The sequence below is a fragment of the Ornithinimicrobium cerasi genome (genome assembly GCF_003702705.1).
Taxonomy (GTDB): Bacteria; Actinomycetota; Actinomycetes; order Actinomycetales; family Dermatophilaceae; genus Ornithinicoccus; species Ornithinicoccus cerasi.
Genome location: NZ_QZMN01000003.1, coordinates 229,156 through 244,670, shown reverse-complemented (window position 1 = coordinate 244,670; position 15,515 = coordinate 229,156). Strand labels below are relative to the sequence as shown.

Annotated in this window: 12 protein-coding genes; 4 read left to right on the top strand and 8 right to left on the bottom strand. The window is 73.0% G+C overall.

The window, feature by feature from the left end; genetic code table 11:
• Genes tsaE through D4B81_RS04795 form a run of 3 tightly spaced genes read right to left on the bottom strand, consistent with a single transcriptional unit; the run spans nt 1 to nt 2,821 of the window.
• Nucleotides 1-483, bottom strand: coding sequence for a tRNA (adenosine(37)-N6)-threonylcarbamoyltransferase complex ATPase subunit type 1 TsaE (tsaE, locus tag D4B81_RS04805; RefSeq protein ID WP_202613567.1), 483 nt, complete (start codon nt 481-483; stop codon nt 1-3).
• Complete coding sequence (gene alr / locus D4B81_RS04800; RefSeq protein ID WP_122261324.1) at nt 480-1,691, bottom strand: alanine racemase; 1,212 nt, start codon at nt 1,689-1,691, stop codon at nt 480-482. The genes tsaE and alr overlap by 4 nt, the downstream gene beginning before the upstream one ends.
• The gene (locus tag D4B81_RS04795) at nt 1,688-2,821 is read right to left on the bottom strand and encodes a 3-isopropylmalate dehydrogenase (protein ID WP_122261323.1); all 1,134 of its coding nucleotides are present in this window, start codon (nt 2,819-2,821) and stop codon (nt 1,688-1,690) included. The genes alr and D4B81_RS04795 overlap by 4 nt, the downstream gene beginning before the upstream one ends.
• 91 nt (nt 2,822-2,912) lie before the next feature.
• Between D4B81_RS04795 and leuC the strand changes: the two genes are divergently transcribed.
• Together leuC and leuD are read left to right on the top strand one after the other, a co-directional pair.
• Nucleotides 2,913-4,319 (top strand): 3-isopropylmalate dehydratase large subunit, encoded by a 1,407-nt coding sequence (gene leuC, locus D4B81_RS04790; RefSeq protein WP_122261322.1) that lies wholly within the window; start codon nt 2,913-2,915, stop codon nt 4,317-4,319.
• A complete protein-coding gene (leuD, locus tag D4B81_RS04785; RefSeq protein WP_122261321.1) occupies nt 4,319-4,918 on the top strand; it encodes a 3-isopropylmalate dehydratase small subunit in 600 nt (199 codons plus the stop codon). Before leuC ends, leuD begins: the two co-directional genes overlap by 1 nt.
• Nucleotides 4,919-5,029: 111 nt before the next feature.
• On the opposite strand, the gene D4B81_RS04780 is transcribed toward leuD, so the two are convergent.
• Nucleotides 5,030-7,621, bottom strand: coding sequence for a M14 family zinc carboxypeptidase (locus D4B81_RS04780; protein ID WP_122261320.1), 2,592 nt, complete (start codon nt 7,619-7,621; stop codon nt 5,030-5,032).
• A 405-nt stretch (nt 7,622-8,026) separates the two neighbouring features.
• Between D4B81_RS04780 and leuA the strand changes: the two genes are divergently transcribed.
• Both leuA and D4B81_RS04770 read left to right on the top strand, forming a co-directional pair.
• On the top strand, nt 8,027-9,718 hold the full coding sequence (gene leuA, locus D4B81_RS04775) for a 2-isopropylmalate synthase (protein ID WP_237565832.1): 1,692 nt from the start codon (nt 8,027-8,029) through the stop codon (nt 9,716-9,718).
• A 248-nt stretch (nt 9,719-9,966) separates the two neighbouring features.
• Nucleotides 9,967-11,001 (top strand): TerC family protein, encoded by a 1,035-nt coding sequence (locus D4B81_RS04770; RefSeq protein ID WP_122261318.1) that lies wholly within the window; start codon nt 9,967-9,969, stop codon nt 10,999-11,001.
• Here the strand turns inward: D4B81_RS04770 and D4B81_RS04765 are convergent.
• From D4B81_RS04765 to glmS, 4 genes are all read right to left on the bottom strand, one after another.
• Nucleotides 10,958-11,416 (bottom strand): VOC family protein, encoded by a 459-nt coding sequence (locus D4B81_RS04765; RefSeq protein ID WP_122261317.1) that lies wholly within the window; start codon nt 11,414-11,416, stop codon nt 10,958-10,960. The two genes, D4B81_RS04770 and D4B81_RS04765, sit on opposite strands and share 44 nt — an antisense overlap.
• A 230-nt stretch (nt 11,417-11,646) precedes the next feature.
• On the bottom strand, nt 11,647-13,230 hold the full coding sequence (locus tag D4B81_RS04760) for a bifunctional ADP-dependent NAD(P)H-hydrate dehydratase/NAD(P)H-hydrate epimerase (protein ID WP_122261316.1): 1,584 nt from the start codon (nt 13,228-13,230) through the stop codon (nt 11,647-11,649).
• Entirely contained in the window at nt 13,231-13,611 is a 381-nt protein-coding gene (locus D4B81_RS04755) for a holo-ACP synthase (protein ID WP_097187256.1), read from the bottom strand.
• A 9-nt stretch (nt 13,612-13,620) separates the two neighbouring features.
• Nucleotides 13,621-15,486 (bottom strand): glutamine--fructose-6-phosphate transaminase (isomerizing), encoded by a 1,866-nt coding sequence (glmS, locus tag D4B81_RS04750; protein WP_122261315.1) that lies wholly within the window; start codon nt 15,484-15,486, stop codon nt 13,621-13,623.
• Nucleotides 15,487-15,515 lie beyond the last annotated feature (29 nt).

Genomic DNA, 15,515 nt, shown 5'->3' with positions numbered 1-15,515 from the left:
CTACGGGAGCAGGCTCTGCAGGTCCCGCCACCGGTCCCCCACCGGGCGCAGGGTCACCGTGCGCGACTGCTGGTCGCCGTCCTCGGTGCCGGAGCGCTGCAGCTCCAGCTCGAGCAGCTCCTCGGCGAGGTGCTCGGCCAGCCCGTGCCCCCACTCCACGACCGTCACCGACTCCTCCAGGGAGGTGTCGAGGTCCAGGTCGTCCAGCTCGGCCTCGCCCCCCAGCCGGTAGGCGTCGACGTGGACCAGCGCCGGGCCGCCCACCAGCGACGGGTGCACGCGGGCGATGACGAAGGTCGGCGAGGTGATCGGCCCCCGCACCCCGAGGCCCTCGGCCAGGCCCTGGGTCAGGGTGGTCTTGCCCGCTCCGAGGTCACCCGTCAGGACCACGAGGTCCCCCGCCCTCAGCAGTGCGCCGAGCCGGGCACCCAGCGCGCGGGTGTCCTCGCTCGTGGGCAGGTCCAGGCGCAGCGGCCCGCTCACCCGTCCGCCCCCGAGATGGTCCCGCCGTCCCGGCCGACGTCCGCGCCGACGTAGACCCGGGGCACGCGTGGCCCGAACCTCGTGACGATCTCGTAGCTGATCGTGCCGGCCGCCTCGGCCCAGTCCTGCGCCGTCGGCTCGTCGGCGTCCCCGGCGCCGAAGAGCACCACCTCGTCCCCGGCCACGACGTCGAGGTCGCCGACGTCCACGACGAACTGGTCCATGCAGACCCGGCCGGAGACCCGGAACCGCCGGCCACCCACCTGCACCGGCCCGGTGCCCGAGGCGTGGCGGGGCACGCCGTCGGCATACCCGAGAGGGACGTCGACCACGGTGGTCTCCGAGGAGGGCGCGTAGGTGTGGCCGTAGGAGACTCCCTGACCGGCGGGGATGCGCTTGGCGACCGCGACCCGGGCGCTGACCCGCATGGCCGGGCGCAGCCCGAGGTCGGTGGCGCTGCCGACGTCCGGCACGGGCGACAGGCCGTAGACGGCCAGCCCGGGCCGCACCATGTCCCACGTGGCCGAAGGGTTGGTCAGGGTCGCGGCGGAGTTGCTGAGGTGTCGCACCTCCAGCGCCAGACCGGCCCGCTCGGCGACAGCCACGGCGTCGGCGAACACCTCCTGCTGCGCGCGCACCGTCGGGTGCTCCGGGGCGTCGGCGTAGGCGAAGTGGCTGAAGACCCCGCGCACGCGCACCGCCCCCTCGGCCTGCAGCCGGGCCGCGCGGTCGGCGAGGGCGACCCAGTCGGTGCGGGGGTCGTCCGGGCGGACGCGCAGGGCGTAGGCGCCGTTGCGCGCCAGCCCGGTGTCCGCCTTGAGCTGGACGGTGGCCGGACGCCCGGCGGCGCGGGCGGTGGCGGCGAGCTCGTCCAGCAGGCGGGGGTCGGACACCGCGACCTCCACGTCGGCGTCCACCAGCGGCCGCAGGTCCGGGCCGGGCACGACCAGCCAGGTGAGCACGGGCGCCTCGACGCCGGCCGCCCGCAGGGCCAGCGCCTCGGCCGGCTGGGCGACCCCGAGCGCGCAGGCCCCGCCGGCGAGGGCGGCCCGGGCCGCCGGGACCAGCCCGTGGCCGTAGGCGTCGGCCTTGACGACAGCCATCAGCTCGGCGCCCCCCACACGATCACGCAGGGTACGGACGTTGTCACGGATCGCGTCGAGGTCGACGGTCACGTGCGCGGGCCAGAGGCCTGCCGCGGTGGTCACGACGACGGCCGCAGGCCGGCCATCACCCGGGCCAGCTGGCTCATCAGGCTGCCCTCCACCTCGGGGGCACCCCCGTCCCGGACGAGCGCCGCGACACGCTCCCCCAGCTCCTGCGTCGAGGCACCCATCCCCGCGCCGGCGAGCGCCGGGAGGTCGGCCAGCACGGCGGCCGTCGCGGACTCGACCGCCGCGGCCGCCTCGCCCTCGCCGAGGTGCCCGAGCATCATCGCCAGGGAGAGGCAGGCACCGGCAGGGTTCGCCCAGCCCCGGCCGGCGATGTCGGGCGCCGACCCGTGGATGGGCTCGAACATGCTCGGCGCGGCCCCGTCGAGGTTGAGGTTGCCGCTGGCCGCCACGCCGAGCCCGCCCTGCAGGACCGCACCGAGGTCGGTGACGATGTCCCCGAAGAGGTTGTCGGTCACGACCACGTCGAAGCGCTCGGGGCTCACCGGCAGGTGCATGCACATGGCGTCCACGTGGACGTAGTCCGTCTCCACGTCCGGGTGACGCGCGCCGACCTCCTCCATCACCGCCGTCCAGAGCCGACCCGCCTCGACGAGCACGTTGGTCTTGTGGCACAGCGTGAGGCGCCCGCGGCGCTCGGACGCCAGCCGGAACGCGAAGTCCACGGCGCGCTCGACGGCATACCAGGTGTTGACCGACTCCTGGACCGCCACCTGCGCGGGGGTGCCGCGGTGGACGGTGCTGCCCTGGGCGACGTAGGCGCCCTCGGTGTTCTCCCGGACGATGACGAGGTCGCAGCGCTCCGGGGTGAGCCCGCGAATGGGGGTCGGGACGCCCGGGTAGAGCCGGACGGGCCGCAGGTTGATGGCCTGCCGCATGGCGCCGCGCAGCGCGAGGATGATGCCGCGCTCGAGGATGCCGGGGGCCACGGCGGGGCTGCCGATGGCGCCGAAGAGGATCGCGTCGTGCCCGCGGAGCTGCTCGACCGCCTCGTCCTCGAGCAGCTCGCCGGTGGCGAGGTAGTGCTCCGCGCCGAGCGAGACGTCGGTGCGGGTGGTCGTGAAGCCGTGCCGCTCCTGGGCCGCGTCGAGGACGGCGAGCGCGGCCGACGTCACCTCGGGACCGACGCCGTCACCGGGCAGGACGGCGATGGAGTGGGAGCGCATGGAGGACCTCCGGTGACGTCGCGTCAAGGCACGGGCACTACAGTGCATGCATTCTTACCCACCCGCCACGACCCGCAGGAAGGGGCCCGTCATGGCTGGCCGCACGATGGCCGAGAAGGTCTGGGCGCAGCACGTCGTCCGTTCTGCGGACGGTGAGCCGGACCTGCTCTACGTCGACCTCCACCTCGTGCACGAGGTCACCAGCCCGCAGGCCTTCGACGGACTGCGGCTGGCCGGGCGGGGGGTCCGCCGGCCGGACCTGACGGTGGCGACCGAGGACCACAACGTGCCGACGACCCTCGGCCCGGTGACCGACCTCACCTCGCGGACCCAGCTGGACGCGCTCCGGACCAACTGCGCCGAGTTCGGGATCGTCCACCACGAGCGCGGCCGTCTCGGTCAGGGCATCGTGCACGTCATCGGGCCCGAGCTCGGCCTGACCCAGCCGGGTATGACGATCGTGTGCGGCGACTCGCACACCTCCACCCACGGCGCGTTCGGCGCGCTGGCCCTGGGCATCGGCACCTCCGAGGTCGAGCACGTGCTGGCGACCCAGACGCTGCCGCTCAAGCCGTTCCGGACGATGGCCGTCACCGTCGAGGGCGAGCTGCCGGTCGGGGTCGGGGCGAAGGACATCATCCTGGCGGTCATCCACCGCATCGGCACGGGAGGCGGGCAGGGCTACGTCCTGGAGTACCGCGGCTCGACGATCCGGAGCCTGTCGATGGAGGGCCGGATGACGGTCTGCAACATGTCCATCGAGGCAGGCGCGCGGGCGGGGATGATCGCCCCCGACGAGACGACCTTCGCCTATCTGCAGGGTCGGCCGCACGCCCCGCAGGGCGCCGACTGGGACGCCGCCGTCGCGGCCTGGCGCCAGCTGCCCTCCGACGTCGACGCGGTCTTCGACGCCGAGATCCACATCGACGCCACCGAGCTGACCCCCTACGTCACCTGGGGCACCAACCCGGCCCAGTCGGTCCAGCTCGGCGAGGCCGTCCCGGACCCGGAGACGTTCGGCGAGGACGACGCCAAGGACACGGCTCGCCGGGCGCTGGAGTACATGGGTCTGGAGGCCGGCACGCCGATGCGGCAGATCCCGGTGGACGTCGTCTTCCTCGGCTCGTGCACGAACGGCCGGATCGAGGACCTGCGGCTGGCCGCCGACGTGCTGCGTGGTCACCGGGTGGCGCAGGGAGTGCGGCTCCTCGTCGTGCCCGGCTCCCACGCGGTGCGGCTGCAGGCCGAGGAGGAGGGCCTGGACGAGGTCTTCACCGCAGCCGGGGGCGACTGGCGCCTCGCCGGCTGCTCGATGTGCCTGGGCATGAACCCCGACCAGCTCGCCCCCGAGGAGCGGTGCGCCTCCACCTCCAACCGCAACTTCGAGGGCCGCCAGGGCGCCCGGGGCCGGACCCACCTCGTCTCCCCGGCGGTGGCCGCCGCAACCGCGGTGCGCGGCACCCTCTCCTCCCCCGCCGACCTGGAGGTCCTGGTCTGATGGAGCCCTTCACCACGCACACCGGTGTCGGGGTACCCCTGCGGCGCTCCGACGTCGACACCGACCAGATCATCCCGGCGCACTACCTCAAGCGGGTCGCGCGGACCGGCTTCGAGGACGGGCTGTTCGCCCGCTGGCGCGAGGACCCCGGGTTCGTGCTCAACCAGCCGGGGTATGCCGCCGGCTCGGTCCTCGTGGCCGGTCCCGACTTCGGCACCGGCTCCAGCCGGGAGCACGCGGTGTGGGCGCTCCAGCAGTACGGCTTCCGCGCGGTGCTGTCCAGCAAGTTCGCGGACATCTTCCGGGGCAACTCCGGCAAGGGCGGGCTGCTCACGGCCCAGCTGGGACAGGGTGACATCGAGCTCATCTGGAAGCAGCTGGAGGCGGAGCCCGGTACGACGGTGACCGTCGACCTGCCGGCCCGCCGGGTGACCTGCGGCGACGTGGTCGCCCCGTTCGAGATCGACGACTACGTCGCCTGGCGGCTGGAGAACGGCCTCGACGACATCTCACTCACCCTCGAGCACGAGGCCGACATCACGGCCTTCGAGGCGCGGCGGCCGGGCTGGACACCGGTCGTCACCGCCGCCGTCGAGTAGGTCCTCCGGCCACGGCAGGTCCGTGCCGATGAGATGCCGGTCCGGACCGGCCCCGAGCGCGCTCGCTCGTGCCGGTCCGGACCGGGTGCCGCCGCGACGGACGCTGTGGCTTCAGCCCTCCGGGGTGGCCCAGAAGATGGCCTGCGCCGCCTGGCTCTGACCGCCCTTGGGGTGGGTGCGGTAGAAGACCGACGTCCCGAAGACGACGGCCTTGCCGCCGGTCGCCGACTCGCCCGAGATCACCGACGCGTTACCGGCCGCGGCCAGCGGGCCGTCCGTCGCGCTCGTCGCACGCCAGTGGCCGGCCAGCAGCGGGTCCCCCTCGCCGTAGGTCTGCTCGGCCCTGGTGCCGGCGCCGAGCCCGGTGTAGGACTGCGCCGGGTAGACGAAGGCCGAGGACTGCGGGTAGTTGGCCAGGATCGAGTCCTCCGGCGTGTCCACCGCGACGATGCCGTTGCCGTCGCGGTTCCCGTTCCTCGCGGTCGCGGAGACCAGCCCGAAGGTCCGTGCCGTGATGAAGGCGTTGTTGCCGGACCCGACGAGCGCGTGCCCCTCGTCGAGCCACGCCTGCAACGCGTCACGACCGGTCGCCTGGGTGCCGCTGAAGCTGAGCGCCGCACCGAGCCAGATCACGTCGAGGTCCTCGAGCAGGGAGGGGTCGGCCGTGATCGTCGCCGTGGAGACCGGCACCGGGTCGAAGCCCAGCTGCCGCAGCGAGTTCACGTGGTCCTGGTTGCCGGTGTAGCCGACGTTGACCTCGTCCAGCTCCTTGGCCCCCCCGGCGGTGACCGTCGCGATCTCCGCGCGAGTGGCGGCCCGGAACGCGATGTCGTGCTCCAGCGCCACGTTGACGGCCAACGAGTGCGACTCGGGGGCGACGACCGCCTGACCGGAGGGGAGCAGCCAGGCCACCGCCTCGTCCGCGAGCAGGTCGTTCAGCGCCACGTAGTCCCGCGCGCCGGCGACGTCGAAGGTGACGTGCTGGGCGCGGGCCGGGACGGTGGCCTGCCGGGTCGCGCGCTCGACCGCAGAGGTCCGCAGCACCCGGCCGTCGGTGACGTCCCCGACCTTGTCGACGCTCGCCCCCCACAGGTAGGAGTAGCTCCACGCCGAGATGTCGTACATGAACGGCACCTTGGCGGAGATGTCCGTGCCCAGGTCCAGCAGCGTGTTGGCGAGGGCCCGCTTGGGCTGCGCCATGTCGACGACGTAGGAGCCGCGCGGGTACGTCGTGCCGGCGACCGTGGTGGCCGCGTTGAGGGTGCGCACCTCGACGTCGTGCCGCAACAGCTGGTCCACCAGCGCCGTGGCGTCGCTCAGCGACCGTTGTCCGGCGCCGACCGGGATCACGTAGGCCTGGGGCAGGGCGACCGGGTCCTGGTCGTCCGCGACGTCCCACAGCTCCTTCCACTGCTCCGGGCCGGGCACCGCGGCGACGTCCTCCTGCGTCAGGGCGGCCTTCGGCTCGCCGGAGAGCCCACGCCGGAAGAACTCGATCTGGTTGGCCAGGATCTCGGTGTCGTTCTCCGCCATGTAGTCGACGGTGCTGCGGATGACCTGCAGCGCGACAGCGCTGTTGGTCGCCGCACCAGAGGGGGTCTGGACCCCTCCGACGCGCCCCAGGGGCAGCTCCACGGTGCTGGTCAGGGCGCCGTAGTAGGCGGCGTACTGAGCGGTGAAGATCGGCGGGTAGTCGTCCCAGCCCGAGGGGGTGTCCCGGTAGGGGATCCGGATCCCGCCGGCGCCGGTGAGCGGGTTGCCCTGGATGTCCGCCTCGACGACGTCCCGCTCGATCTGCAGCGAGAGCGCGTAGTTGTGCGGGATGTACAGGTCGTACTCGTAGTTCTCCCCGTGCGGCGGCCCGCACGGCTCCACCTGCAGGACGCCGGTGTAGCCGTGGATGTCGGAGGCATAGAGCGGCAGCAGCGCCTGGGTGGTGCGCACGTAGGAGGCGGACTCCGGCGTCACGTTGGTGATCATGTCGCGGTTGGCGTCGAAACCGAGCGCCGTGGCCCGCTGACCGAGGAAGCGGCCGTCCGGGTTGAGCGTCAGCGAGAAGTAGAGGCGGTGGTTGGTCAGCAGGTCCTCGACCTCCGTCCACGGGGCCGTTGCCAGCTCCTCGATGTAGTCCAGGGAGGCGTCTGTGCCCTCCCACTCGTTACCGTGGATGTTCGAGGAGAACCAGACGGGGGTCTTGTAGTCCGCCGCGAGCTTCTTGTCCCGCGCCGCCTTCTCGGGGGCGTTCTGGATCAGGTCCCGGTATGCCGTCTGGCGCCGGGTCTCCGCCGCCCTCTCGGGCGCGGTGAGGGTGACGAGGTAGAGGTCCCGACCGCTCGTCGACTGCCCCACGACCTGCACCGACACCCGGTCGCTGCGCGACATGAGGTCGTTGAGCCTGGGCGCGAGGTCGGCATAACCGACGAGGTCACCGGCGTAGGAGCGGTCCGTCGCGTCGGCGGGGTAGACCGTGAGCTCGGGCTGGAAGGGGTAGGACGCCGGCATCTCCAGCCCCGAGACGGGCGCCTCGACCGGGCGGGGACCGCGAGCCTCGCGGCGCTCGGCCGCCTCGACGTTGACCTCCTGGCCACCCTTGCCCCCGCCGTTCCGCGGTTCGGAGAAGGCGACGGGCGCGGAGACCACCGTCAGGGCGAGGGAGGAGGCGACGACGCCGACCACGGCACGGCGGGAGGAGAAGGGGACCATGAGCACTCCTGGAGGGGTTCTGCGTCGGACGCGGGGACGGGCGTCCGGCCAGTCTGCCGCTCAGGGAGCGGGGGGAGAAGAGACTTGACCAAGTCTTGACCGAGGACCTCGCCCGTCCGCGGCGGACCAGGCTGTGACGCGACCCACCTTGACGCGGCGTCACGTGCATCGGCTAGGGTGGCGGGCGATGACTGCTCTGCTCCTCCTTCCGCGCCGCAGCGAGACCTCCTAGGTCCGGCCCTCGCTGCGGAGTCCTGCTGTCGCCCGACGGACCACGGACGCAGACCCAGCGAGAGAGCCCGCACCCCCATGAGCATCCAGACCCCCGTACCCACCGCCGACCCGGTGACCTCCCCCGCGTCGACGACGCACGTGATCCGCCGCAACCCCCAGCAGCCGAGCGGCATGCCCGTGAGCCGCTACACCGCATACCCGGCGGTCGACCTGCCGGACCGCACCTGGCCGGACCGCACCATCGCCGCAGCGCCGCGCTGGTGCGCGGTCGACCTGCGGGACGGCAACCAGGCGCTGATCGACCCGATGACCCCCGAGCGCAAGCGGCGCATGTTCGAGCTCCTGGTCCGGATGGGCTACAAGGAGATCGAGGTCGGCTTCCCCGCGGCCAGCCAGACCGACTTCGACTTCGTGCGGATGCTCGTCGAGGAGGACCTCATCCCCGACGACGTCGTCATCCAGGTCCTGACCCAGGCGCGCGAGCACCTCATCGAGCGCACGTACGAGTCCATCGCGGGTTGCCGGCAGGCGATCGTCCACCTTTACAACTCCACCTCGACGCTGCAGCGCAGGGTGGTCTTCGGCGCCTCCGAGGACGAGATCGTCGACATCGCCGTGCAGGGTGCGCGCATCTGCGTCAAGCACGAGGAGCAGCTGCGGGCCCGCTACCCCGACACCGAGATCACCTACGAGTACTCCCCCGAGTCCTACACCGGCACCGAGCTGGAGTTCGCCGTCCGCGTGTGCAACGCGGTGATGGAGGTGTTCGTCCCCACCCCGGAGCGCCCCGTCATCATCAACCTGCCGGCGACCGTGGAGATGGCCACCCCCAACGTCTACGCCGACTCGATCGAGTGGATGAGCCGGCACCTGGACCACCGTGAGAACGTCGTCCTCTCCCTGCACCCGCACAACGACCGCGGCACCGGCGTCGCCGCGGCCGAGCTGGGCTACCTCGCCGGCGCCGACCGCATCGAGGGCTGCCTGTTCGGCAACGGCGAGCGCACCGGCAACGTCTGCCTCGTCACCCTGGGCATGAACCTGCTCAGCCAGGGCGTCGACCCCCAGATCGACTTCTCCGACATCGACGAGGTGCGCCGCACCGTCGAGCACTGCAACCAGCTCCCGGTCCCCGAGCGCCACCCCTACGGCGGCGACCTGGTGTTCACCGCGTTCTCCGGCAGCCACCAGGACGCGATCAAGAAGGGTCTGGAGGCGCTGGAGCGGGACGCGCGCGCCGCCGGGGTCCCGGTCGAGGACTTCCGCTGGGAGGTCCCCTACCTGCCCGTGGACCCCAAGGACCTGGGCCGCAGCTACGAGGCGGTCATCCGGGTCAACAGCCAGTCCGGCAAGGGGGGCGTGGCCTACGTGATGAAGTCGGAGCACAAGCTGGACCTGCCCCGCCGGCTGCAGATCGAGTTCAGCGGCGCGGTGCAGCGGCACACCGACACCGAGGGAGGCGAGATGTCCCCGGCGCAGATCTGGGAGGCGTTCCAGCGGGAGTACCTCCACAACAGCGGACCCGTCGTCGGCCACGACTACACGGTCACCCACGACGACGAGCACGGGCACGACCGCATCGAGGCCTCCGTCACCGTCCACGGGGAGGAGCGGCGGGTGGTCGGCACCGGCAACGGCCCGATCGCCGCGTTCACCGACGCCCTCGCCTCCGAGGGCATCGACGTGCGCGTCCTCGACTACCACGAGCACGCGCTGAGCTCGGGCTCGGACGCCCTCGCCGCCTCCTACGTCGAGTGCGCGATCGACGGCGCGGTCCGGTGGGGGGTCGCCGTCCACCCGAGCACCGTCACCGCCTCGCTGCGGGCCGTGACGAGCGCGATCAACCGGCCGACCGCCGGGTGACGTCGGTGATCGAGCACGTCGCGCGGATGGAGGAGGTCGGCCGCCGGTGGTGGTCCCCGCCCGTGCGGTGAGACCGGTCGTGAGGTTGACGCTTCAACGGGATTGTCCCTACACTTCCCGCACGAGGGGAGTACTTCCCGAAGCCGCGACCGGTCACTGCGTGGAGCCCGATGCTCCGCCCGGCGCGCGCCCCGTCCCGACGGGGTGAAGGAGACCTCGCTGACGTCCGTCGCCAGTGAGGTGCACCCGTGTCACTCCCCCTGTCCCTGCCCGCCCCCGGCGGCACCACGACCATCGCCGACCCCTGGCTGTGGTCGGTCACCGTCGCGGCGGTCCTGCTGCTGCTCGCGCTCGACTTCCTCCTCACCCGCCGGCCCCACGAGGTCTCGATGCGGGAGGCGCTGGGCTGGTCGGCCTTCTACGTCGCGCTCCCGCTCGCCTTCGGCGTCTGGGTATGGCGCGTGCACGGCTCCCAGACCGGGCTCGAGTACTACACGGGCTACCTCGTGGAGAAGTCGTTGTCGGTCGACAACCTGTTCGTCTTCATCATCATCCTCACCGCGTTCGCGGTCCCGCGGGTCCTGCAGCAGCGGGTGCTGCTCATCGGCATCGTCGGCGCGCTCGTCCTGCGGGCGATCTTCATCGCCGTCGGCGCCGCCCTGATCTCGCGCTTCTCGGTGACCTTCCTGGTCTTCGGGCTGATCCTGCTCGCCACCGCGTGGAAGGTGCTGCGGGACACGCGCAAGGGGGAGCAGCACGTCGACGTGGCGACGCTGCCGGTCGTGCGCCTGACCCGGCGGCTGATGCCCGTCACCGAGGACTACCGGGGCACCCGGATGGTCGTGCGCCAGGGCGGTCGTCGGGCGCTCACCCCGCTCGCGCTCGTCGCGCTCGCCATCCTCGGGACCGACGTCGTCTTCGCGATCGACTCGGTGCCGGCGGTCTACGGGATCACCGGCGACCCCTACCTCGTGTTCGTCACCAACGCCTTCGCGCTGCTCGGCCTGCGGGCGCTGTACTTCGTCCTCGAGGGCGCCCTCGGCCGGCTGCGCCACCTGGGCTACGGGCTCTCGGTGATCCTGGCCTTCATCGGCGTCAAGCTGGTGCTGCACTGGGCCCACGGCACGTGGGAGTCGGTGCCGACCGTGCCCACCCTGGCCTCGCTGCTCGTCATCGTCGGCATCCTCGCGATCACCGTGGTGACCAGCCTGCTCGCCGACCGCCGGTCGTCGAGGGAGGTCAGCCCCGACCGTCGCCCAGCAGCGTCAGGCCGTCCTCGGTGACGCTCCAGTAGGGGTTGTAGGCGATCTCCCAGATGTGGCCGTCGGGGTCGGCGAAGACGCCGGAGTAGCCGCCCCAGTAGCGGGTGGCGGGGGCGCGCAGCACCTCCGCCCCCGCGTCCACCGCCGCGGTGAACTGCTCGTCGACGTCGCCGGCGCTCGGCACGTTCAGCCCGAGCACCTTGCCGCCCCAGCCGTCGCCGCTGCCGGGCGTGTCCTCGTTGTCGTCCTCGACGTCGATCCCGGAGTCCACCGCGAGCGCCATCCGCTCCCACAGGGCCACCACCATGCCACCGGCCTGGAAGAAGACGATGTGCTCCGGGGACGGCCCGGGCCGCCAGCCCAGGGAGGTGTAGAAGCTGCGGGCACGGTCCATGTCGGCCACGCCGAGGGTCACCAGGGAGACGCGCTGTTCCATGCCGCCAACCTAACAACAGGCCGCCGGCCCGCTCGACGGGGTGGTGGCCCAGCGGCGCCCGGCACCTCCGGAGTCTCCGGTTGCCGCGAACGGGCACATCTGCCGATCCGGCCGCGTCGGCCCAGGAACGGGTCAGGTGTGCCCGTTCGGCGGGACGGGCGGAGCAGGGCGGTGGCAGAGCAGGGCGGTGGCACGGCACGGCGGTCGGCCGCGATGGCGGTGCGCGGCGGTCAGCCCCGCAGGAGGGAGGCCACGACCCCCGGCACCCCGCGTGCCACCGCGAGCGCGCGCGCAGGGCCGCCCGGGTTGGCCCGCCCGGCGGCCAGACCGTGCACCATCGCGGCCAGGGAACCGGCGTCGCGCGGGTCCAGCCCACCGGCGAGCAGCACCCCCGCCACCCCCGCGAGCACGTCACCCGCACCGGCGGTCGCCAGCCAGTGCGGGGCGTCGGCCTGCGAGCGCACCGGCACAGCCGGGTCCGGGTCGACGACGAGCGTGGTGGCGCCCTTCAGCAGGACGGTGCAGCCGGTGAGCGCGGCGGCCCGGCGGGCGTGCTCAACCGGCGCCGCCTCCACCTGACCACGGGTGACGTGGTGCTCGGCCGCCTGCGCCCCGCGGGGCAGGTCAGGCTCGTCCTGGCCAGCCACGACGACGCTCAGCAGCTGGGCCAGCTCACCCGCGTGCGGCGTGAGCAGGGTCGGCGCGGCCCGCCGACCGCCCGCCGCGAGCCAGCCGGCGAGCAGGGGAAGGGCGCCGGCGTCGACGACGAGGGCCAGCTCCTGGTCCGCGAACGCCTCGCGCACCCTCTCCACCTGGTCGTCGTCGCAGTCCGGGTGGTCGCAGCCGTGCGGCTCGATGCCGGGCCCGACGACGGCCGCCTGCATCCGCCCCGGGCCGGGGACCACCTCGGGGCAGGCCGCGAGCACGAGGTCCGCGCAGCGCCGCGGCCCGAGGTAGCGGACCATCCCGGCCCCGGCCTCGACCGCGGCGGTCGTGCACAGCACCGCGGCACCGGGATAGGTGTCGCTGCCGGCCACCACCCCCAGGACCCCGCGGGTGTACTTGTGGTCGCGCGCACCGGGCACCGGCCACAGCCGTGCCGCGTCGGCGGGCTCGAGCCGCTCGACGGCGGGGCGGCGGCCGGGCGGGACGCCGATGTCGACGACGGTCAGCCGTCCCACGGCGGGCTCGGTGGCCGGCAGCAGGTGCGCGGGCTTGAGCATGCCGAACGTCACCGTCTCCTCGGCGCGGGCGGCGTCGCGCACGCACCGGCCGTGGAGCGCGTCGCCGAGGGAGGTGGTCCCGGGCGGGCGGATCCCCGCGGGGTCGACGCCGCTGGGGAGGTCGACGCTGATCAGGTATGCCGTGTCCGGCACGACGTCCAGGGCGGCCGCCATGGCGCCACGCAGGCCCGGGCGGGCGCCGATGCCCAGGAGCCCGTCGAGGACGAGGTCGGCCCTGGACAGGAGGTCCTCGACCAGCGTCGGCAGCGGCCCGTCCGGGGCGACCTGGTGCACGACCACCCCGGCCCGGGTGGCGGCGGCGAGGCCCCGGGCGTGCAGGTCCCGGGCGATCCCGACCGCGGTGACCTTCAGGGGCCCGGCCAGCAGGGCCGCCGCGTGCAGGGCGTCACCGCCGTTGTCGCCGGGCCCGGCGAGCACGACCAGGCCCGTGGCCTGGCGCTCGGCGGCCCGCTCCCGGACCACGGCGGCCAGGCCGCGGGCTGCCCGCTGCATCAGCTCGCCGTACGGCAGCCGCCCACGCACCTGGGCCTCGGCCGCGCGGACGTCCTCCACGGCATACCCCTGGAGCACTCAGGCCTCCTCGGCGGCGGGGACGGGGGCCTCGCCCTCGGCGACGACGACGGCCGAGGCGATCCCCGCGTCGTGGGACAGCGACACGTGCAGGGCGGTGACGCCGAGCGCCTCCGCGCGCGCCTGCACGGTGCCGGTGACCCGCAGGTGCGGTCGCCCGTCGGCGGCGCGGACCACCGTCGCGTCGGTCCAGCGCAGCCCCACGGGTGCACCGAGCGCCTTGGCGAGCGCCTCCTTGGCGGCGAACCGCGCAGCCATCGACTCCGGACGCAGGCCCAGCTCCTCCGGCGTGAAGAGGCGCTCCCCCAGGCGGGGGGTGGCCTCCAGCCGAGCCGCGAACCGCTCGATGTCGACGACGTCGATCCCGACCCCGACGATCATCGGCTCACCTCACTCGACGGTGACGGACTTGGCGAGGTTGCGCGGCTGGTCCACGTCCAGGCCCTTGGCGGTGGACAGCTGCAGCGCGAAGATCTGCAGCGGGACGACCGTCAGCAGCGGGGCCAGCAACGCCGAGGTGCGCGGCACCCGGATGACGACGTCGGCGAACGGCACCACCTCCTCGTCCCCCTCCTCGGCGATCACGAGGGTCCGGGCGCCGCGGGCGCGGATCTCCTGGATGTTGGAGACCACCTTGCCGTGCAGGCCGTGCTCGCTGTCGGGCGAGGGGACGATGACGAAGACCGGCTGACCGGGCTCGATCAGCGCGATCGGGCCGTGCTTGAGCTCACCGGCCGCAAAGCCCTCGGCGTGGATGTAGGCGAGCTCCTTGAGCTTGAGCGCGCCCTCCATGGCGACGGGGTAGCCGACATGGCGGCCCAGGAAGAGGACCGAGCGCGAGTCGGCCATGTAGTAGGCGATCTCCTTGACACGGTCCATGGAGCCCAGCAGCTGCTCGATCTTGGCCGGCACCTCGCGCAGCTCGGCCATCACCTCCGCGGGGTCGGTGCCCGAGGCCGTCATCGAGCCGCGCAGCGAGGCGAGGTAGAGACCGAGGATGTAGCTGGCCGTGATCTGGGCGAGGAAGGCCTTGGTCGAGGCGACCGCGATCTCGGGGCCGGCGTGCGTGTACAGGACGGCGTCGGACTCGCGCGGGATGGTCGAGCCGTGGGTGTTGCAGATCGAGACCGTCCGGGCACCCAGCTCCTTGGCGTGGCGGACCGCCATCAGGGTGTCCATCGTCTCCCCCGACTGGCTGATGGAGACCACCAGCGTGTGCTCGTCGATGACGGGGTCGCGGTAGCGGAACTCGTGGGCGAGCTCGACCTCCACCGGGATGCGGGTCCAGCGCTCGAGGGCGTACTTGGCGACGGTTCCGGCGTAGGCGGCGGTGCCGCAGGCGACGATGACGATCTTCGTCACGGCGCGGAGCTCGTCCTCGCTGACGTGCAGCTCGTCGAGGGTGAGGTTGCCGTCGGCGTCGGTGCGGCCGAGCAGGGTGTCCGCGACCGCGTGCGGCTGCTCGTGGATCTCCTTCTCCATGAAGGTGGCGTAGCCGCCCTTCTCGGCGGCGGCGGCGTCCCAGGTGACCTCGTAGGCCTTGCCGTCGGTGGGGATGCCGTCGAAGTCGATGACCTCGTAGCTGTCCGGGGTGATGGTGACGATCTGGTCCTGGCCGAGCTCGAGGGCGTGGCGCGTGTAGCCGATGAACGCGGCGACGTCCGAGCCGAGGAAGTTCTCCCCCTCGCCCAGGCCCACGACCAGCGGGCTGTTGCGGCGGGCGCCGACGACGACGTGCGGCTGGTCGGCGTGCACGGCCAGCAGCGTGAAGGCGCCGTGCAGGGTGTTGACGACCTCGCGCATCGCGTCGGTGAGGTTGCCGGTCCGGCCGAACGCCTCGTCGACCAGGTGGGCCACGACCTCGGTGTCGGTCTCGGAGGTGAAACGCACCCCGCGCGCGATCAGGTCCTGCTTGAGCGAGTGGAAGTTCTCGATGATGCCGTTGTGGACCAGCGCGAGCTTGCCGTCCGGGCCGCCGCGGTGGGGGTGGGCGTTCTCGTCCGTCGGCCCGCCGTGGGTCGCCCAGCGGGTGTGACCGATCGCGGTCGCGGTGTCAGGAAGCGGCGCGTCCTCGAGCGCCGAGCGCAGGTTGGCCAGCTTGCCGGCCCGCTTGCGGGTCTCGACGACACCCTCGCCCACGAGGGCGACACCGGCGGAGTCGTAGCCGCGGTACTCGAGCCGTCCCAGGCCCTCCATCACCACGTCGAGGGCCCGCTGGCTGGCCCGGGGTCCGACATAACCGACGATTCCGCACATGGGGTGCAGCCTACGACGTCGTCGGTGCG

What these genes read in the sequence shown, in the direction of transcription:
- D4B81_RS04795 (WP_122261323.1), bottom strand. Translation starts at nt 2,821, where the DNA reads ATGCGCTCCCACTCCATCGCCGTCCTGCCCGGTGACGGCGTCGGTCCC.
- leuC (WP_122261322.1), top strand. Translation starts at nt 2,913, where the DNA reads ATGGCTGGCCGCACGATGGCCGAGAAGGTCTGGGCGCAGCACGTCGTC.
- leuD (WP_122261321.1), top strand. Translation starts at nt 4,319, where the DNA reads ATGGAGCCCTTCACCACGCACACCGGTGTCGGGGTACCCCTGCGGCGC.
- D4B81_RS04780 (WP_122261320.1), bottom strand. Translation starts at nt 7,621, where the DNA reads ATGGTCCCCTTCTCCTCCCGCCGTGCCGTGGTCGGCGTCGTCGCCTCC.
- leuA (WP_237565832.1), top strand. Translation starts at nt 8,027, where the DNA reads ATGCCCGTGAGCCGCTACACCGCATACCCGGCGGTCGACCTGCCGGAC.
- D4B81_RS04765 (WP_122261317.1), bottom strand. Translation starts at nt 11,416, where the DNA reads ATGGAACAGCGCGTCTCCCTGGTGACCCTCGGCGTGGCCGACATGGAC.
- D4B81_RS04755 (WP_097187256.1), bottom strand. Translation starts at nt 13,611, where the DNA reads ATGATCGTCGGGGTCGGGATCGACGTCGTCGACATCGAGCGGTTCGCG.
- glmS (WP_122261315.1), bottom strand. Translation starts at nt 15,486, where the DNA reads ATGTGCGGAATCGTCGGTTATGTCGGACCCCGGGCCAGCCAGCGGGCC.